The organism is Myxococcus xanthus (genome assembly GCF_006402735.1).
GTDB lineage: Bacteria > Myxococcota > Myxococcia > Myxococcales > Myxococcaceae > Myxococcus > Myxococcus xanthus_A.
On sequence record NZ_CP017174.1, the window covers coordinates 5,999,767 to 6,018,092 of the forward strand.

The 18,326-nt window shown below is 69.8% G+C and carries 13 protein-coding genes; 6 read left to right on the forward strand and 7 right to left on the reverse strand.

Annotated elements, in window-relative coordinates; all coding sequences use genetic code 11:
- Positions 1–6 precede the first annotated feature (6 nt).
- From BHS09_RS24360 to BHS09_RS24370, 3 genes are all read left to right on the forward strand, one after another.
- Complete coding sequence (locus BHS09_RS24360) at positions 7–1,101, forward strand: hypothetical protein (RefSeq protein ID WP_140799214.1); 1,095 nt, start codon at positions 7–9, stop codon at positions 1,099–1,101.
- Positions 1,102–1,250: 149 nt separating this feature from the next.
- Positions 1,251–1,616, forward strand: a complete 366-nt coding sequence (locus BHS09_RS24365; protein ID WP_140793678.1) for an HPF/RaiA family ribosome-associated protein — start codon at positions 1,251–1,253, stop codon at positions 1,614–1,616.
- A 59-nt stretch (positions 1,617–1,675) separates the two neighbouring features.
- Positions 1,676–2,233 (forward strand): TlpA family protein disulfide reductase, encoded by a 558-nt coding sequence (locus BHS09_RS24370; protein WP_140799216.1) that lies wholly within the window; start codon positions 1,676–1,678, stop codon positions 2,231–2,233.
- Between the two features lie 18 nt (positions 2,234–2,251).
- Here the strand turns inward: BHS09_RS24370 and BHS09_RS24375 are convergent, their stop codons facing one another.
- The 5 genes from BHS09_RS24375 to BHS09_RS24395 all read right to left on the reverse strand — a co-directional run bounded on the left by BHS09_RS24375 (position 2,252) and on the right by BHS09_RS24395 (position 7,497).
- Positions 2,252–3,619, reverse strand: a complete 1,368-nt coding sequence (locus tag BHS09_RS24375; protein WP_140799218.1) for a glycoside hydrolase family 16 protein — start codon at positions 3,617–3,619, stop codon at positions 2,252–2,254.
- 94 nt (positions 3,620–3,713) lie between these two features.
- A complete protein-coding gene (locus BHS09_RS24380) occupies positions 3,714–4,781 on the reverse strand; it encodes a sulfate/molybdate ABC transporter ATP-binding protein (RefSeq protein ID WP_140799220.1) in 1,068 nt (355 codons plus the stop codon).
- A complete protein-coding gene (gene cysW / locus BHS09_RS24385) occupies positions 4,778–5,626 on the reverse strand; it encodes a sulfate ABC transporter permease subunit CysW (RefSeq protein WP_140799221.1) in 849 nt (282 codons plus the stop codon). The genes BHS09_RS24380 and cysW overlap by 4 nt, the downstream gene beginning before the upstream one ends.
- Positions 5,627–5,631: 5 nt before the next feature.
- Positions 5,632–6,474, reverse strand: a complete 843-nt coding sequence (gene cysT, locus BHS09_RS24390; RefSeq protein WP_140793688.1) for a sulfate ABC transporter permease subunit CysT — start codon at positions 6,472–6,474, stop codon at positions 5,632–5,634.
- Between the two features lie 12 nt (positions 6,475–6,486).
- The gene (locus BHS09_RS24395) at positions 6,487–7,497 is read right to left on the reverse strand and encodes a sulfate ABC transporter substrate-binding protein (RefSeq protein ID WP_140800751.1); all 1,011 of its coding nucleotides are present in this window, start codon (positions 7,495–7,497) and stop codon (positions 6,487–6,489) included.
- 434 nt (positions 7,498–7,931) lie between these two features.
- On the opposite strand from BHS09_RS24395, the gene BHS09_RS24400 reads away from it, so the two are divergent.
- Genes BHS09_RS24400 through BHS09_RS24410 form a run of 3 tightly spaced genes read left to right on the forward strand, consistent with a single transcriptional unit; the run spans position 7,932 to position 17,026 of the window.
- A complete protein-coding gene (locus tag BHS09_RS24400) occupies positions 7,932–11,339 on the forward strand; it encodes an AAA family ATPase (protein WP_237079798.1) in 3,408 nt (1,135 codons plus the stop codon).
- 4 nt (positions 11,340–11,343) lie between these two features.
- Positions 11,344–14,730 (forward strand): AAA family ATPase, encoded by a 3,387-nt coding sequence (locus BHS09_RS24405; protein ID WP_140799225.1) that lies wholly within the window; start codon positions 11,344–11,346, stop codon positions 14,728–14,730.
- A gap of 1 nt (position 14,731) precedes the next feature.
- Positions 14,732–17,026: an AAA family ATPase gene (locus BHS09_RS24410; protein WP_140799227.1), complete on the forward strand. Its 2,295-nt coding sequence runs from the start codon at positions 14,732–14,734 to the stop codon at positions 17,024–17,026.
- A 55-nt stretch (positions 17,027–17,081) separates the two neighbouring features.
- Here the strand turns inward: BHS09_RS24410 and BHS09_RS24415 are convergent, their stop codons facing one another.
- Positions 17,082–17,663, reverse strand: coding sequence for a superoxide dismutase (locus BHS09_RS24415; RefSeq protein ID WP_140793696.1), 582 nt, complete (start codon positions 17,661–17,663; stop codon positions 17,082–17,084).
- 25 nt (positions 17,664–17,688) lie between these two features.
- Positions 17,689–18,189, reverse strand: coding sequence for a flavin reductase family protein (locus tag BHS09_RS24420; protein WP_140799229.1), 501 nt, complete (start codon positions 18,187–18,189; stop codon positions 17,689–17,691).
- Positions 18,190–18,326 lie beyond the last annotated feature (137 nt).

Here is an 18,326-nt window from a genome sequence, read left to right on the forward strand (position 1 = left end):
GAACCCATGAAACGAACGCTTCAGGCCTCCGCCGTCGCGCTGTCCCTGCTGGCCGGCTGCGCCACCGTGCCCAAGCCGTCGATGTGCTTTGCCGAGGCGGGCCCCAACGCGCGCTCCTTTCCCACGCCGGACACCTGGTTCGCGCTGCTGCTCCACGGCTACGACAAGGACACGGGCGCCAACCCGCGCCCCAGCGTGGACTGCGCCGGCGCCCCGGTGTGGTGGCAGGACCCGGCCGCGGACGAGTGCGTGGAGGCCGGTCCGGACTCGCAGGCCCTGCCTCCCGCGGAGAAGCTCTCCGAGGAGGACCTCGTCTTGGAGACGCTCCAGGCGGGCCAGCGCTTGGTCTGGGTGCAGACGCGGCGCTTCACCAACGGCGAGGCCCTGGGCCCGGTGGCCCTGGTGGAGACCACCGAGCAGGGATTCCGAGTGGAGGCCCTGGGCTCGCTGCGCGCCATGGCGAAGCACACCAAGCTGCGCCTGGAGAAGGTGAAGGGCACGCAAATCCTCGTCGCGGAAGGTGACGCGTGCACCTCCGGCGACGAGGAGGTCTGCCGCCGGCACGCGCGCATCATGCCGCTGCGCACCAACCGCTTCTTCAGTGAGTCCGTCTCCAACGCGAGCCGCGCCTGCCTGGGCGCCGCGTGGTTCCCCCTCTCCAGGGAGATGACCTTCGAGCTGCCCAACGGGCTGCGCCGCAAGTTCGAGCTGACGTCCACCCTCACCTTCGCGGAGGACGGCATCAGCGTGCAGGAGCAGGTGCAGGTGAGCGACTCCGACCCGGCCCAGCCGGACGTGGCCCCGCGCCTCTACCGTCGTGCGCAGGACACGCGAGCCCTGGAGCTGGCGAACAACGCGTTGGTAGGCAACAAGGCGTCACTGTGGTCGCGCATGGTGGAGCAGCAGGTGCGCATTGGTGCCCGCGCGGTGCCAGAGGCCCCCATCTGGGCCATGCCCGCGAAGAAGGCCCCCATGGACACCGCGGCCCCGGAGGCGGCCAGCAAGGCGAAGGCCCCCGCGACGGCGGGCGCGGCCAGCCCACCCGCCAAGGCGGCGGCCAAGAAGCCCGCGGGCAGCACCGCGACGTCCAGCGGCCCTTGATTCCAGGGCCTCATGGCCCCGCCACCGGCCCCCGTGAACCTTCGGTTTTCCGAAGCGCTCACGGGGGCTTTTCCTATTTGCGGCAAAAGCGTCACGACGACAGAGATAGAGGCGTGGGCCCATGGTGGGCCCCGGAAGGAGCGTCCTGGATGCGAGTCGAAATCCGAGCCCGGAACATCCCCCTCACAGAGACCCTTCGAACCTACGCCGAGCGTCGCGTGCGCTTCGCCCTGGACCGGCTGTCCGACAGGGTGAAGGAAGTCGTCGTGCGACTGGAGGATGCCAACGGACCCAAGGGCGGCGTGGACCAGGTGTGCCGCGTGTCACTCCGGCTGGAGCACGGGCGGGAGCTGGCCATCGAGTCCTCGGACACGAACCTGCTGGCGGCCATCGACCGGACGCTGGAGCGCGCCAGCAACGCCGTCACGCGGGCGGTGGGCCGCGCGCAGCGCCAGGACGGCGCCCGGCTGCGTGACGCGGCCTGGCAGCCCGACGAGGCCGCCGCGCTGACATGATGTGACGCAGGCACGGCCGCCCCTTTCCGGGCGGCCGTGGCCTGTCCCGAATCGAAAGGATGCACATGCAGGGCGGCACGGGGATGTTGGCGAGGCTGAAGTCCACCTGGGCCCGTGCCCGGGAGCGGCGATGGGTGCGCTGGGGCGTGGACCTGGCCGTGTTCGCCCTCCTCTTCTCGGCGGTGGCCGCGTGGCAGGCCCGGAACCTTCCCGGAGCGGGGACACCCGCGCCCGCCTTCGCCCTCCAAACGCTGACCGGTGACACCGTGCGGCTGGACGCGCTCCGCGGCAAGCCGGTGGTGCTGGCCTTCTGGGCCCCCTGGTGCGGCGTCTGCGGAATGGAGTCCTCCAACCTCTCGCAGCTGCGCAAGCTCGCGGGGGACTCCGCGCATGTGGTGTCCGTCGCCGTGGCCTACGAAGACGAGGATGCCGTGCGGCGCTTCGCCCGGGAGCACGCGGTGGACTACCCGGTGCTCCTCGGGGACGACGCCATCCAGTCCGCCTTTCGCGTGAACACATTCCCCACCGTGTTCTTCCTCTCCTCGGAGGGGCGCGTGGAGCGCGCGGCGGTGGGCTACACCACCCTGGCCGGACTGTCCTGGCGGCTGGTGCTGTAGCCCTGGCTCACGCCGCGCCTAGAGGCGGATGAGCTCCACGTCATCCATGTGGATGAAGTTGGCGGAGTTGCCCGCCGTGGCGCGGGTGTGGAAGCCCAGTTCCAGATAGCCTCCCGTCACGGAGATGGGCGGCGTCTCCACCATCGTCCAGGCGCCATAGTCCCCCAGGTTGGTGGACACAGGCGCGCATTCGCCACACGTCTTGGCCTGGAGGCGCGACAAGTCGAACGTGCCGCTCTTTCGCACCCACGCGCGGACCTTGTACGTGCCCGACGCGAGGCCCGACACCGGCTGGTACGTCCAGACCTCGAACGGCGTGCCGTTCGTCCAGTGCGTCAGGTGGTACGCGCCGGTGCGGCCCCCGTTGTACGTCTCGCTGAAGTCCGCGGCCTCGGTGCCGTTGGGGCTCCAGGTGGCCCAGCCCGTCATATCGTTCTCGAAGCTGGCGTTGGTGACGGACGCGGGCGGCGGCGTGCTCCCCGCCTGGTACCAGCGCACCCACTCCACCTCCATCGTCTTCGTCTGCCCCCAGGGCAGCCCAATGGCGTCCGGGTGCGGGTGGCCGTACCAGTTCCCGCCCAGGGCGAGGTTGAGGAGGATGTAGTGGTTCTGCTGGAAGGCGGGCTCGTTGTGGTTGAAGACGTTCCCCTGAATCTGGCCATCCAGGCGGAAGATCATCCGGTTCGCCGTCCACTCCACCTCGTAGGTGTGGAAGCTGTCCGCGATGCTGTAGCCGCGGTTGGCGCCCGTGCCCCAGCTCTGCTGCCCGCCATTGGCGAACCAGTGCGCGGCGGACTTCATCCACGAGGCCTCGTTGGAGTGCCACTCGAGGATGTCGATTTCGCCGCTTCGAGGCCACCCGACGTTGGAGATGTTCGCGCCCAGCGTCCAGAACGCGGGCCACATGCCATAGCCGGACGGCACCTTGATGCTCGCCACCAGTTTGCCGTAGCGGCGCTCCACCTTGCCCTTCGAGTGGATACGGCCCGAGTAATACGAACGCGGCCCGTAGCCCGCGCAGCGCGAGTCAAAGGGCGCATCCGCCGTTCGCTGCGCGGTGAGGATGAGCTTGCCGCCAGCGACGGTGACGTTCTGCGCGCGGGGGTACTCCAACTCACCCGTGCCGAAGTTGCAGTTGTTGGTGACGGGGTCGAAGTTGCTCGTCAGCACCGTCCAGTTGGCGGAGTTGAGGCTGCTGCCCGTGAAGTCGTCCTGCCACACCAGGTTCCAGCCCGCCCCTGGGTCATAGGCCCGCTCACCCTGCTCCTGCGTCACCAGGGGAAGGGCCTCCGCGTCGGACAGCTCCGGCTCCGGGGAACAGCCACCAACCAACGCCAGGCTGCTCGCGGCCCACAACATCGAACGCAATGCGTGTCGTTTGTGCATGTCTCGCTCCAGGGGGTTCCCCCTGGGACATAGCCGCCCGCCCCCGTCGCGCAAACTGCTTTAGCAGAAATATTAGATTTTCAAGACTTTCCGCCTAAATAGAGTAGTCCCCCACGAAGACGGTGGCGGACCGGACATCGGCGCGCACGGAGTCCCCCTCCGCTACGCCCAGCGCGTCGAACTCCGAGCGCGGCACCTCCACCGTGACTTCGTCCCCGCTCGGTAGACGGAGGAACACCTTCACGTAGCCTCCCACCGGTTTGAGCCGCTCGACGCGGCCGGTGGCGGTGGATGCGCTCGATGCGCCCGCGAGCACCTTCGCCAGTTTGATGTCATGCGGACGGACAAAGGCCTGCACCGGTTCGCCCTCGCGCGCGGCGGCGGGAGCCGCCATGGACAGCGCCCCCATGGCCGCCCTGCCCGCCTGGACATGGCCACGCAGCACACTGGCGCCTCCGATGAACGAGGCGACGAAGGGAGACGCGGGCCGGTCGTAGATGTCCGCGGGAGAGCCCGCCTGGGCAACGCGCCCCTCGCTCAGCACCACCACGTGCTGGGAAATCTCCAGGGCCTCCTGCTGGTCGTGCGTCACCAACAGCGTCGTCAGCCGCGTGCGCTCGTGCAGGGCATGGAGCCATTCCCGGAGCTCCTCGCGCACCCGCGTGTCCAGCGCGCCGAAGGGCTCGTCCAACAGCAGCACGCGAGGACGAATGGCCAGGGCGCGCGCGAAGGCCACGCGCTGTCGCTGCCCGCCGGAGAGCTGGCCGGGATACCGGCCGCCCAGGTGCTCCAGTTGCACCATGCGGAGCATCTCCTCCACACGGGCCTCGCGCTCCGCCTTGGGGACGCGCCGGACCTCCAGGCCAAAGGCCACGTTCTGCCGGACCGTGAGGTGCTTGAAGAGCGCGTAGCTCTGGAAGACCACCCCCACGCCACGCTGCTGCACGGGCATCTGCGTGCAGTCCACGCCGTCAATGAGGACACGGCCTTCGTCGGGAATCTCCAGCCCGGCGATGAGCCGCAGCAACGTGGACTTGCCCGCGCCGGACGGCCCCAGCAACGATGTGATGGCACCCTCGGGGGCCTGGAAGGACACCCTGGACACGGCGGGACTGCCATTCCGATTGAACCGGCGGGCGAGCTGCTCGACGACGATGCTCATGACGGCGGACTCCTCCACTCCACGAACTTCTTCACCACCAACGTCACGAGCGCGAGCAGCGTCAGCAGCGACGCCACGGCGAACGCGCCGGCCAGGTCGTACTCGTTGTAGAGAATCTCCGCGTGCAGCGGCAGCGTCGTCGTCACTCCACGCACGTGGCCGGACACCACGGACACGGCGCCGAACTCCCCCATTGCTCGCGCGTTGCAGAGGATGACGCCGTACAGCACGCCCCACTTCACCTTCGGCAACGTGACAGTCAGGAAGGTGCGCCAGCCGCTCGCGCCCAGCGTCAGCGCCGCCTCTTCCTCGTCGCTGCCCTGGGCCTCCATCACGGGTAGGACCTCGCGCGCGACGAAGGGGAAGGTGACGAACACCGTGGCCAGGACGATGCCGGGCACGGCGAAGATGACGCGCACGTCGTGGTCCAGAAGCCACGGCCCCAGCCAGCCCTGCCGGCCGAAGAGCAGCACGAAGATGAGCCCCGCGATGACGGGCGACACGCTGAAGGGCAGGTCGATGAGCGTCATCAACAACGAGCGTCCCCGAAACTGGAACCGCGCGATGAGCCACGACGCGGCCAGGCCGAAGACGAGGTTGAAGGGCACGGCGATGAGCGCGGCCAGCAGCGTCAGCCGCATGGCCGCCAGCGCCGTCGGGTGCGTCAGGGCGGAGACGTAGGCCTCCCAGCCCTTCTGGAAGGCGAAGGTGAAGACGGCCACCAGCGGGACGATGAGGAAGACGCCCAGCAGCAGCACCGCCGCGCCGATGAGCCCCCAACGGACGAACGCCGGGCCGCTCAGGCTGCGCGCGCTTCGGCGCAAGACAAGGGTGGACGGATACATGGCGCTCACGCTCCCGGCCGGGCTTCCAGCCGACGCTGGCTCCAGCGATGGAGCAGGTTGACGGCCAGCAGCAGAGAGAACGACGCCCCCAGCATGACGATGGCGATGGCCGTCGCCCCCGCGTAGTCGTACTGCTCCAGCCGGGTGATGATGAGCAGCGGGACAATCTCCGTGCGCAGCGGCATGTTGCCGGAGATGAAGACGACGGAGCCGTACTCACCCAGCGCGCGGGCGAAGGCCAGCGTGAAGCCGCTGAGCAGCGCGGGGAAGAGCGCGGGAAAGAGGACGCGCCGGAAGGTCTGCCACGGAGAGGCGCCCAACGTGGCCGCGGCCTCCTCCACGTCCACGTCAATGTCCTCCAGCACGGGTTGCACGGTGCGCACCACGAAGGGCAACCCGATGAACGTCAGCGCGATGGCCACGCCCACCGACGTGTAGGCCACCTTGAGGCCCAGCGCTTCGAGGTACTGGCCGTACCACCCCTTCGAGGAGAACAACGTCGTGAGCGTGAGCCCGGCCACGGCGGTGGGCAGCGCGAAGGGCAGGTCCACCAGGGACTCCAACACGTCGCGGCCGGGGAAGCGGTAGCGCACCAGCACCCAGGCCACCAGCAGGCCGAAGACGACGTTGGCGAGCGCGGCGGCCAGCGAGGCCCCGAAGCTGAGCCGGTACGCGGCAAGCGCGCGCGGCGTCGTCACGGTGCCCCAGAACTCCTCCCAGCTCAGGGAGAAGGTCCGCAGGAAGAGGCTGGAGAGCGGAATGAGGACGATGAGGCCCAGGTAGAACCAACTGAAGCCCAGCGACAGGCGGAACCCCGGGAGCACCCGGTGGCGAGTAGGACGGGACATGGCGGGGTGTCCTCAGTCCGCGCGGGGCGCGTAGATGCGGTCGAAGAGGCCGCCGTCGGCGAAGTGCGTGGCCTGCGCCCGCCGCCAGTCGCCCGCGACTTCCGCCAGCGTGAGGCGCTTCAGGCCGGGGAAGTCGGACGCATGCCTCGCGGCCACGACCTCCGAGCGCGGCCGGAAGTGGTGCCGCGCCGCGGTCTCCTGGCCCTCGTCCGAATAGAGGTACGCCAGGTACGCCTCCGCCACGGCCCGGGTGCCCTTGCGGTCCACGTTGTGGTCCACCACGGCGACGGGCGGCTCGGCGAGGATGCTCACCGAGGGAATGACGACCTCGAAGCGCGCCTGCCCCACCTCGCGGGTGAGGAGGAAGGCCTCGTTCTCCCATGCGAGGAGCACGTCCCCCAGGCCCCGCTCGGCGAAGGTGGTGGTGGCGCCCCTCGCGCCCGAGTCGAGCACCGGCACGTTGCGGAACAGCTTCTCCACGTACGCCTGGGCCCGGGCCTCGCTACCGCCCTCGACTCTCAGCGCCTGTCCCCACGCGGCCAGGTAGTTCCACCGCGCGCCGCCCGACGTCTTCGGGTTCGGGGTGATGACAGTGACGTCCTCGCGCACCAGGTCGTCCCAGTCACGGATGGCCTTTGGATTGCCCTGGCGCACCACGAAGACGATGGTGGACGTATACGGCGCGCTGTTGTGGGGCAGCCGTGCCTGCCAGTCCGCCGGAAGGAGCTGCGCCTTCTCGTGCAGCATGTCCACGTCGTACGCGAGCGCCAGCGTCACCACGTCCGCCCGCAATCCTTCGATGACGGACCGGGCCTGCTTGCCGGAGCCCCCGTGGGACTGCTGGATGGACACCTGCTGGCCACGCGTGGCCGCCCAGTGCTTCGCGAAGGCCGCGTTGAGGTCCTCGTAGAGCTCCCGCGTGGGGTCATAGGAGACGTTGAGCAACGTCACCATCCCGTCGGGTGGCGCATCACCGGAGGAGCGCGAACAGCCCGCCACGGACAGCAGCAGGGCCAACGGCATCCAGTTCCTGGCGCGCAACAGCGCGAGACGTTCCATGCGGGACCTCGGGGTGAAGCAGGGGGCCACGCGAGAAAGTCAAAAGCCCACTCCCTCGCGGGCAGTGGGCTTTCCGGATACAGCTCAGCCAGGGCACTCAGGCCACTGGCGGACGGACGCCCACCGCGGATGCCGGACAGCAGCAACACGTCTGGTGGGTCGAGCGCGTCATCAATCCCCACACGATGCCCCGGTGCCCGCGGCGCTGTCAACGCGACCGCCCGAGTCCTCCAGGAACTCCCCTCTTCTTTTCCACCCCGCCGCGACGGTGCCCTGGCGCTTCACCCCTGACGAATCCGACGGACTGTCAGGCCGGGCCCGCGTCGTGAGCGGGTCCGGTCAGCTCCCGAGGGCGCATGCCGTCACGCACGGCACCGTTTTCACCCGAGCCCTCACCCATGAACTTCCGATTTCAATGCTGGTTGCAGCGGCACGTCAGCGGCCGGGTGACGCTCACGCCGCTGGCGCTGCGCCGTCTCGCGGTGCACGCGGACTCGCTGGAGGCCGCCACCGAGGAGCTGACGCTCGCGCTGGATGACCAACTCTCCCGCGTCCACCCGCGGCGCGTGCCGGAGTTCATCGCCCCCACCGGAGGGACGCTCGAAACGGTGGAGCTGCCCGGGATTCCCGTCTGGGGCGCCGAGGAGAATCACTTCGCGCCGCTGACGCTGTCCGCCGTGGTGGCCCCCACGCTCAATGCCTTCCTGGGCCTCCACGCGCCACGCCTCAACAGCCACCACTGGTTCCAGGGCAAGACACTCCCCGCCGAGGCCCAGGAGTTGCTGGGAGACCGACTGGAGGGAATGTCGGACGCGGAGCGCCTTGCCCTGCGCCCCGATGGCACCGAGTCCCTGCTGGAAATCGAAGTACGGGCCACCCCTGGGGCCCTGTCGGACCTCACGCCTCGCGAGCTGCACCGGGACATCCGTCCACCGCCGCGCCCACCGGACGCGCCCGCCGACCCGGAGGACGACGCGCGGGAAGACGACGAGGACGAAGACACGGAGGCGCTGGACCTGGATAGCTGGGAGCCACGCCGCCGCACCGCGCATCGGGGCCCGGGTGAGCCGCCCGCGAAGCCGCCGCCCACGCCCACCCTGGACAGCGTTGGCGTGGCCTGGCACCGGCTCGCGCAGGAAGGGCAGCTCGACGCGGCCTACGAGCAGGATGCGCTGGTCACCCTGCTCCGGACCCGGCTCGCGGCCAAGGACGCCGAACCCGTGGTCCTGGTGGGGCCTTCGGGCGTGGGCAAGACGTCGGTGCTCCACGCGCTCGCCCAGTCGCTGCGCGCCCCCACCGCCACCGAGGCCGAGCGCGCCCGCCCGTTCTACTTCCTCGACGGAAGTCGGCTCATCGCGGGCGAGGGCTTCTTCGGAGACTGGCAGCAGCAAGTGCTGCGCGCCTTCCGTGAGGCCACCGAGGCCCGGGCCCTGCTGTCCCTGGGCCATGCCGTGGAGCTCCTCGACGCGGGCAAGAGCGCCCACAGTGACCAGAACGTGGCCCAGTTGCTGCTCCCACTCCTCGCGGCGCGTGATGTGACTGTCGTGGCCGAGGCCACGGAGGAGACCTGGGCCCAGGTGGAGCAGCGCAACACCAGCTTCGCCCGGCTCTTCTCGGTGGTGCGCGTCGCGGAGCCCACGGCCGACGCGCTCGGCCGCATTGTCGCCAAGGTGGCAGAGGATGACGCCTCGGCCACCGCGATGCAGGTCCAGCCCGACGCGCTCGACGAGGCGCGCTTCCTGTGCCGCCGCTTCCTGCCCTACGGCGCCCAGGTGGGCAACACCGTGGCCTTCGTGCGCCGGCTGCTGGCGTCGTGTGCCCAAGCCTCGCGATCCTCCGTCACCCGGCTGGAGGCCATCCGCCAGTTCGCCTCGGAGTCCGGCATCCCCGAGCACCTGCTCCGGGACGACCAGCCGCTGGCGTCCGCACACGTGCGCGACTTCCTGGCCTCGCGGGTGATGGGCCAGGACGCCGCCGTGGAGCGCGCGGCGTCGGTGGTATCCGTCCTCAAGGCCGGCATGTCCGACGTGCGGCGCCCGCTGGGGGTGCTGCTCTTCGTGGGCCCCACCGGCGTGGGCAAGACGGAGCTGTCCAAGGCGCTGGCGGAGCTGCTCTTCGGTGCGAAGGAGCGCATGGTCCGCCTGGACATGGGTGAGTACGCCGGTCCGGACGCCCTGCTGCGGTTGATGGGAGACGGGGAGACGCCGGGCTACCTCACCTCGGAGGTGCGCCGGCAGCCCTTCTGCGTGGTGCTGCTGGACGAGGTGGAGAAGGCCCACCCCGCCGTTCACGATGCGCTGCTGGGCGTCTTGGGCGAAGGCCGCCTCACCGATACCTCAGGGCGCTTCACCGACTTCCGCAACGCCCTCATCATCCTCACCAGCAACCTGGGCGCGGACACCCTGCGCGCCCGCGTGGGCTTCGATGCGTCGGGCGGTGCCCCGGACATGGCCTCCCTGCGCGCGCACTACCTCTCCGAGGTGCAGCGCTTCTTCCGTCCGGAGATGTTCAACCGCATGGACGACGTAGTCGTCTTCTCGCCGCTGTCCGCCCCGCTGCTGCGCCGGCTGGTGGTCCGCGAACTCGAAGCCGTGTGCCGCCGTCCTGGCCTCTCACTCCACGATGCCCTGCTGGAGGTCACCCCCGCCGCCCAGGACTGGCTGGCCCTGCGCGGCTTCGACGCGCGCTATGGCGCCCGTCCCTTGAAGCGCGCGCTGGAGCGCGAGCTGGTGGTCCCCGTGGCGGACTGGCTCGCGGCGCATCCCCGCATGGGGCCGGCGAGCCTCACGGTGGACGCGGGCACCACGGGACTCGAACTGCGCGCCGAGTCCCTGGGCGGCGCCGCCGAGGGCGGGGGCCGGGAGGCCATCGAGCGGATCCTCGAGGAAGCGGCCACCGTGCGCGCGGAGGTCCAGCGTTGGAGCCGCTGCGCGCCCATGCACTCCCTGCGCCGCGTCCTGGCCGTCTTCGACAAGGTCTCCCGGCACACCGCGTATTGGGAGGAGCGGGCCCTGGCCGAAGAAAACTCGCGCAAGTCGTCGGAGGCGCGAGCGCTGGAACAGTCGCTTCGGGAGTGCGCCCAGCAGGCGGAGGCCATCGAGGACCTGCTCTTCGAGGCCCACCTGTCCAGGACCGTGGATCAGGTGGAGTCCCTGAGCCGCGAGGTAAGCCAGGTGAAGGCGGCCTTCGCGCGCATCCGGCAACGCATCTACTCCTCCCTCTTTCCCCCGTCACAGGGCGCGACCCTCTACCTAGTGCCAGGTCGCGGCGCGTGGAGGCAGGCACGCATGCTCGCCACGGCTTATGAGGGGTGGGCCCAGAAAGAGTCCATGGAGAAGCGGCGAGGACTGCTCGCCGTCCCCGAGCGCAAGGCCGGCGAGAAGGCTCATCGCACCCCTCCGCCGCCGCAATGGCGGTGGGCCAACGATGAGGACTTCGACAAGCTCGTCGTACAGCCGGTCGCCTATGCGATTCAGGTCAAGGGCGGCCCCCACGCTCTGCTGCTCGCTGGCGAGCACGGCCTGCATCGCTTCATCGAAGGCAGTCAGATTTCGATGGTGCATGCGTACTTCGAGCCGCGGCCCCTCTCGCTGTTCGACCTCTCCTCGCGGGAGACGTTGCAGAAGCAGCTGCCGAAAAACGAGGTCCGCCAGGTGCGCCTGTCGGGCAGCGGTTCCGGCCAGGGGATGCTGACGGACCTTCGCACCGGGGTGCAGCAGCGCTTCGGTCTGGACGGGCCTGACCTGGAGCCCCTGCTGGAACCCTGGATGCAGTGGCGCGTCTTCAACAACCGGGACGAGGACTGACGACATGGACCTGAAGCTTCCCTTCGTGGTGGCCCCGCTCAGCGGCCGGCTCGTCGAGGCCTGGGTGCCCGCCTTCTTCCCAGCGCTACACAAGGCGGGGCCCAGCCTCTCCATGCTGCGAGACGAACTCGCGCTCGGCGTCATGGAGCGCTTCGAGCGCGAGTCGCCCTCCCAGGTGGCGCAGTATCAGCTCCCACCCCACTTCGCCCTGAAGCGCGTCACCGTCGATGCGGAAGGGAGGGACCGGGAGAAGAACCGGCGCGTCGTCCTCCAGGGCACCATGTCCGTGCTGCTGGAGAAGTGGCCCCGTGACACCTTCTGGGTCGTCACCCCCACCCGGCTCCCCGCCGCGCGCTTCGCGCTGAATCAGCCCGCGGACCTGCCCCAGGCGCTCGCGCGACGGCTGGTGGCATGGTGTCTGGAACACAACCTGGACTCCCTGGACGCGCACTGGACCCAGGGCCGGGAGCAACTGGAGCTCCTGGAGGTGGATGCCTATGCTCCCTCCGTCCTCCCACGCACGCCGCCGCGACCGGCTCAGCCCGCGCGACGCCGCCGGACGAAGAACCCGGAAAAGGAAGACACCGCGCCCGAAACGCCGGAGCAGCGGGAGCAACGCCGCAACCGGCGGCGCCTCACCTTGGTGGAGCTCCGGGCCGTGGCACGCAACCTGAGCCACGGTGCCCGAGACGGCACGCTGGAGCGCTGCTTCGGCCGGGAGGCGCTGGTTCGCGAGCTCGTGGAGGCGCTCGAAGGCCGCGAAGGATCCGCGCTGGTGCTGGTGGGTCCACCTGGCGCGGGCAAGACGGCCCTGATTCATGAAGCGGTGAGCCGGCTCACCGCCCGGCAGGACGCCGCGGGCGTGCGTCGCGACGTGTGGCGCGTGGACGGCAACCAGTTCATCGCCGGCATGATGTACGTGGGCCAGTGGGAGGCCCGCGCGCGGGGCGTGGTGAAGGAGCTGATGGAGGTCGGCGACCTGCTCTACGTGGACGACCTGGCCTCGCTCGTCTACGCGGGCCGCACGCGCAATGAGCGCACCAACGTCGCGCAGTTCCTGGAGCCTCACATGGCCCGGGGCGAGCTCACGGTGCTCGCCGAGTCCACGCCCGAGCGCTTCGAGCGCGTGCGGGAAGAAGCCCCAACCCTCGCCTCGCTCTTCCGGGTCATCCACGTCCCCGCACTGGATGCGCGTGCCACGCTGCCCGCGCTCCTCGGCACCGTGCGAGAATTGGAGGCGGAAAGCACGGACAGCGCGGTCCGGCTCTCGCCGCTGGCGCTGGAGACCCTGCTCTCCTTGCAGGAGCGCTTCGTGTCGCACGAGGCGTTCCCGGGCAAGGCCGTCCGCCTGCTCCGCCGGGTCATGGCCCGACAGGGCGTCAGCACCTCGGGCACCCGGCGCTTTTCGTCGGGGGACGTCATCGACGCGATGCGGGAGCAGACGGGCCTACCGGACTTCATTCTGGGCAGCGCCCAGCCGAAGAAGCGCGAAGCGCTGACGTGGGAGATGCAGCGGCAGGTGGCGGGCCAGCCCGAAGCCGTGGAAGCCGTGGTGGACGCCATCCTCACGTTGCAGTCCGCGCTCCAGCCGTCCGACAAGCCCCTGGCCACCTACCTCTTCGTGGGTCCCACGGGCGTGGGCAAGACGGAGACGGCGAAGGCGCTCGCGCGGACGCTCTTCGGCGGAGAGCAGCGGCTCATCCGCTTCGACATGTCGGAGTTCGTCACGTCCTCCAGCATCACCCGGCTGCTCGGGCGGCCCGGCGCGCCTGACGGTGAGCTGACCACCGCGCTGCGCACCCAGCCCTTCTGCGTGGTGCTGTTCGACGAGGTAGAGAAGGCCCATCCCCGCGTGTTCGACGCCCTCCTCCAGTTCCTTGGTGAGGGACGGCTGACGGACGGAGCGGGACGCACGGTGGATGCCCGGCAGTCCGTCGTCGTGCTCACGAGCAACCTCGGCGTGCGCGAGGCCGCCACCCACACCGGCTTCCACCGCACCGCGGACAGCGCGGAGGCGCACTACCTCTCAGCCGTGCGTGCCTGGTTCCGCCCGGAGTTCTTCAACCGGCTGGACCGGGTGGTGCCCTTCCGTCCGCTCACGCCCGCCGCGCTGCGCGTGGTGGTGGACCACGCGCTCGAAGGCCTGCTGTCGCGCCATGGCATCCGGCAGGGCAACGTGCTGGTGGAGGTCGAGCCGCGCCTGCTGGACCTGCTGGTGGAGGAGGCCTACGACCCACGCTTCGGAGCCCGCCCCCTCAAGCGCGCCCTGGAGAAGCGCCTCACGTTGCCCCTGGCTCACCACCTGGTGCGGCGGAGCGCGGACGACCTGGCGCGCGTGGAGCTGCTGCGGGAGGGCAACGACATGCGCGTGTCGGTGGAGCTGCTGGTCAACGCCCCTGCGTGGGCACCCGAGCGGCCGGCCTCTGCATGGAGCCTGGCGGAGGTTTCCCGCCTGCTCGAGGAGACCAGCTCGCGGCTGGCGGCGTTGATGACGACGAAGGAGGTGCCCGAGGCGGGAGAACTGGCGGAGCGACTGCATCGGCTGGCACTCGAGGCCACGGACATCCGCGACTACGAGCTGGTCCCGCGCGACTTCCAGGACGCGCCGTCGCCTGAGTCCACCGTGAAGCAGATGCTGACTTCGCACTCGAGTCATGTGGGCCACCTGGGCCTGCGGCAGCGCCCTGCGTATGAGGAGCGCCCGCTGCACGTCTCGAACGAAGAACAGCTCCGCCGCGCACAGCCCCGCGTGTTGGCCCTTCGCGACGAGACCGCCTGGGTCGAACATCAGCTCACGCACCTGGCACGGGGGACGGACGTCGTGACGGTGTTGGTGGAGGGGCTCGGCGACGCGACGCCATCCGCGGTGTGGACCGTGGCCCACTCCCTCCCCAGCGCGCTCGGGGAGACGGCGATGTACCTGGAAGCCGTCCATGCCGACGGGCGCACCGAGTGGTTCCGCTCCGGAGACGAGCGGTCCGAGGACCTGGTGCTTCGGCGTGTCGCCGTGCGGATGTCGGCCATCGGCCTGCGTGAGGTGCTGGCGCCCCTTCGAGGCTATGCGCTGGTGGACCTCGTCCATGGCGATGGGCCGCGCCAGGTCCTGGTCCGCCTGGAGCACCTGTCCGAAGACGTGGGGAGTCTCGAGGACGTGCCGCGCGTGATGGCGGCATGGGATGAGGCAGTCGTCCGCGAACGCGAAGCCCGTCGGAGCGGCGCCGCGTCAGTGGGCGCGGCCAGCCACGTCATCCTGCGTGGCCGCGAGGGTGTCACGACTGGACGGCCCCACGACTCGACCGAACTCACGCACGTCGCGAACGGACGCCGCCCCAGGGAGGCGCTCGCATGGGCCGCGAGGGTGCTCCGGGAACCCAGCCAGGGACACGACTGACATGGAAAAGAACGTCCACCTCTTCGTGCGCACCTATCCCGGGCTGGGCGTGGCGGCTCACGTCCTCACCCACCCGCACCTGGCGGCCTTCGCGCCGACGCTGCACGCCGCGAGGCTCGACATCGCGGCGGTGGTGGGGCGGCTCCTCAAGCGAGGAGAGCTCTGGGACGAGGAGACCCACTGGAGCGATTTGCGCCAGCGGAAGACGACGCTGACGGTGCGCGCGCTCGAACACGGGAAGATGCTGTCCGTCCCCCTGCGCCTCACCGTGCTCACGCACGGGGTGAAGGCCCGCCCCGCACGCAAGGGAGCACTGGCGCGCCAGGCCCTACGAGTGTGGGTGCCCCGCGTGGACGTCAAGGGCACGCTGCACGATGCGGCGGACCTGGAGCCCTTCGTCGAGGAGATGGTCCGCCACGAGCTCTATCTCGCGTCGCTCGACCGGCTGCACTCGCTGGCCTACGTGGGCGAGGAACAGGTAGAGACGCTGTCGGTGCCGGTCCGCTTCCGGGACACGCCGCGTGCCCGCGCGCTCGATGCCGCGAAGCCGCAGCGGCGCCAGGCGCCACCACCGGGGCTCGCGGAAGCCAGCCGGTGTCTCAATGAGGAAGCACGCGCGGGTTTGCTGGAACGCGCCTGGGAACGGGACCTGGAGGTGTCCCGGCTCGCGGAGGCCGTCACCTCGCGAACCCGAGCCAGCGTGCTCCTGGTGGGCCCGTCGTCCGTCGGCAAGACGGCCCTGGTTCATGAACTCGTGCAACGCGCGGAGGCGGCCACCACGGGTTCGCCGCTTCACGGGTTGGAGGTCTTCAGCTCCTCCGGAGGCCGCATCATGGCGGGCATGCGCTACCTGGGACAGTGGCAGGAGCGCGTGAAGCACATGGTGGAGGCCTTGCGTGTTCGCCGGGCCGTGCTGCACCTCGACAGCCTGTCGGAGCTGCTGTCCCTGGGTGCCGGCGACACGGGGCTGGATGTGGCGCGCCAACTGCTGCCCGCGTTGGAAAGTGGCGAGGTCTCACTCGTCCTGGAGGCAACCCCCGAGGACGTGGCCCGCGCGGAGCGGACCCACGCCGCGTTCCTGCAATCGCTCCGGCATATCGCCGTGGCGCCCCTTTCGGCCCAGGCCGCACGCACCGCGCTTCAGCAGGCCTCGCATCGGGTGGGCCGCGCTCGCAAGGTGCGCTTCACGCCCGACGCGCTGGACCGCGCTGGCGAACTCACGGAGCGCTTCGGCTCGGGCCCTTCGCCCGGAGGCGCAGTGTCCCTGCTGCGCGCCGCCAGCACGGAACCCGGCGCGGCCGGAGAAGTGAACGCGGCTTCGGTGACGCGCGCCTTCTGCACCCGGACCGGGTATCCGCTCGAGTTGGTGGACTCCGCCATCCGGTTGGACCCGGACGCCCTGCTCCGCCGCTTCCGCGAGCGCGTGGTGGGCCAGGACGAGGCCACCCTCCTGCTGCGCAACCTGGTCGTCACGCTGAAGACGGGCCTGGCGGACCCCTCGCGTCCGCTGGGCGCCTTCCTGCTGCTGGGCCCCACCGGCGTGGGCAAGACGGAGTCGGCGCTCGCGCTAGCGGAGTACCTGTTTGGCGACGTGGCCCGGCTGGCGCGCTTCGACATGGCGGAGTACGCCGCGCCCGGCAGCGCGACCCGGCTGGTGGGAGAAGCGGGAGGCCAACAAGGCAGCCTGGCGCGGCGCGTCCGCGAGCAGCCCTTCGGCGTGGTGCTGCTGGACGAAATCGAAAAAGCGGACGCGGGCGTCCATGACCTGCTGTTGCAGGTGCTGGGCGAAGGGCGCCTCACCGACGCCACGGGCCGCACCGTCAGCTTCCGCAACACCGTGGTGCTGCTCACCAGCAACCTGGGCGCGGACAGCGCGGGGCGCTCGCTGGGCTTTGGGGAGCGCGGCGTCCAGGAGCGCGCTGCGCACTACCTGGGGGCCGCGGCGGCCTTCTTCCGGCCCGAGCTGCTGAACCGGCTGGACCGGGTGGTGCCCTACCGCGCGCTCACGGAGGACGTCATCGAATCACTCGCCCGGCGCGCGCTGGAGGCGGCCCTCTCTCGCGAGGGGCTCAGCCGCCGGGGCGTGAAGGTGACCTTCGGCGAGGACGTGGTGAAGCACCTGGCACGCACCGGCTTCGACGCACGCTATGGGGCCAGGCCTCTCAAACGCGCCGTGGAGCAGCAGGTGGTCGCGCCCCTGGCGCGGTGGCTGGCGGCTCAGGCCACCAGCGCTCCGCCCCTGGTGGCGCTCCGCGTGGGAGCAGAGGGGCGGATTGCGTTGAGCGGCCTCGAATGACCTCCGAAGCCGCCCAGGCCAGCAATGGACGCCGTGCGTGGGCGTGCGGTGCGACCTAGCCCTTGAAGTTCTGGGCCACGAAGTCCCAGTTCACCAGGTGCGTCAGGAACGTCTCGATGAACTTCGGACGCGCGTTCCGGTAGTCGATGTAATACGCGTGCTCCCACACGTCGATGGTCAGCAGGGCCTTCTGGCCGTGCTTCATCGGCAGGTCCGCGTTGCCCGTCTTGGTGACCTTGAGCTTGCCGCCCTCCAGCACCAGCCAGGCCCAGCCCGAGCCGAACTGCGTGGCCGCGGCGGTGGAGAACTCCTCCTTGAACTTGTCGAAGGAGCCGAAGTCACGGTCGATGGCCGCCGCGAGCTCACCCGTCGGCTTGCCGCCGCCAGCGGGCTTCATGCACTGCCAGAAGAAGGTGTGGTTCCACACCTGCGCGGCGTTGTTGAACACGCCACCGTCGCTGCTGAGGATGACCTCCTCCAACGACTTGTTCGCCTCCGGCTTGCCGTCCAGGAGCTTGTTCAGGTTGTTGACGTAGGCGGCGTGGTGCTTGTCGTGGTGGAACTCGAGCGTCTCCGCGCTCATGTGCGGTACGAGGGCGTCCTTCTTGTAAGGCAGATCAGGCAACGTGAACGGCATGGTCGTTTCCTTTCGGTGTGAGAGGTCAGGCGCCATCGCTATCAGACGGCGGCAGAGAGGTCACGGTTCGATAGCCCCGCTCCCAATAAAGAAGGGGCTCCTGCGGACGTCCCTCATGAAGACGTGTGACGCGGCCGACAATCAGCGTGTGGTCACCGTGACGGTGCAGGCCATGGACCTGGCATGACAGCCCTACCAGGCTGTCCCGCACGAAGGCGCCGGCGTCGAAGAGCTGCGCATCGAGCTCACCCTTCGCGCACCGCACGGAGATGGAACGTTGTGCGGCGGACAGGATGCTGAGCGTGAAGACGCCGGAGGCCTCTACCCGCTTCAACGTGCGGGACGCCTCCGTCAGCGCCACCACCACCAGCGGCGGCTCCAGCGACAGGGAGCTGAAGGAACTCACCGTCGTCGCCCGCAGGCCTTCGGCGTCCCGTATCGCCACCACGGCCACGCCGCTGGCCCACCGGGCCATCGCATCCCGGAAGCCGCGCGCGTCCACACCTTCTGGCGTGCTCTGCGTCATGCCCCCTGGATACAGGCGCTCCGCCCACCTGTCATCACACCTGCCAATGGATTGGCGGGATGTTGTTCCAATGGCAGGGACCTGGATTACCAATAAATACATAGTTTACATGAGTTCAAAAGGACTCTGTGGCATAC

Excerpts from the sequence above, each read along its gene's own strand:
- BHS09_RS24410 (WP_140799227.1), top strand. The coding sequence starts at position 14,732 with ATGGAAAAGAACGTCCACCTCTTCGTGCGCACCTATCCCGGGCTGGGC.
- BHS09_RS24365 (WP_140793678.1), top strand. The coding sequence starts at position 1,251 with ATGCGAGTCGAAATCCGAGCCCGGAACATCCCCCTCACAGAGACCCTT.
- BHS09_RS24360 (WP_140799214.1), top strand. The coding sequence starts at position 7 with ATGAAACGAACGCTTCAGGCCTCCGCCGTCGCGCTGTCCCTGCTGGCC.
- BHS09_RS24380 (WP_140799220.1), bottom strand. The coding sequence starts at position 4,781 with ATGAGCATCGTCGTCGAGCAGCTCGCCCGCCGGTTCAATCGGAATGGC.
- cysW (WP_140799221.1), bottom strand. The coding sequence starts at position 5,626 with ATGTATCCGTCCACCCTTGTCTTGCGCCGAAGCGCGCGCAGCCTGAGC.
- BHS09_RS24395 (WP_140800751.1), bottom strand. The coding sequence starts at position 7,497 with ATGCCGTTGGCCCTGCTGCTGTCCGTGGCGGGCTGTTCGCGCTCCTCC.
- BHS09_RS24370 (WP_140799216.1), top strand. The coding sequence starts at position 1,676 with ATGCACATGCAGGGCGGCACGGGGATGTTGGCGAGGCTGAAGTCCACC.
- BHS09_RS24400 (WP_237079798.1), top strand. The coding sequence starts at position 7,932 with ATGAACTTCCGATTTCAATGCTGGTTGCAGCGGCACGTCAGCGGCCGG.
- BHS09_RS24405 (WP_140799225.1), top strand. The coding sequence starts at position 11,344 with ATGGACCTGAAGCTTCCCTTCGTGGTGGCCCCGCTCAGCGGCCGGCTC.
- cysT (WP_140793688.1), bottom strand. The coding sequence starts at position 6,474 with ATGTCCCGTCCTACTCGCCACCGGGTGCTCCCGGGGTTCCGCCTGTCG.
- BHS09_RS24375 (WP_140799218.1), bottom strand. The coding sequence starts at position 3,619 with ATGCACAAACGACACGCATTGCGTTCGATGTTGTGGGCCGCGAGCAGC.
- BHS09_RS24415 (WP_140793696.1), bottom strand. The coding sequence starts at position 17,663 with ATGCCGTTCACGTTGCCTGATCTGCCTTACAAGAAGGACGCCCTCGTA.
- BHS09_RS24420 (WP_140799229.1), bottom strand. The coding sequence starts at position 18,189 with ATGACGCAGAGCACGCCAGAAGGTGTGGACGCGCGCGGCTTCCGGGAT.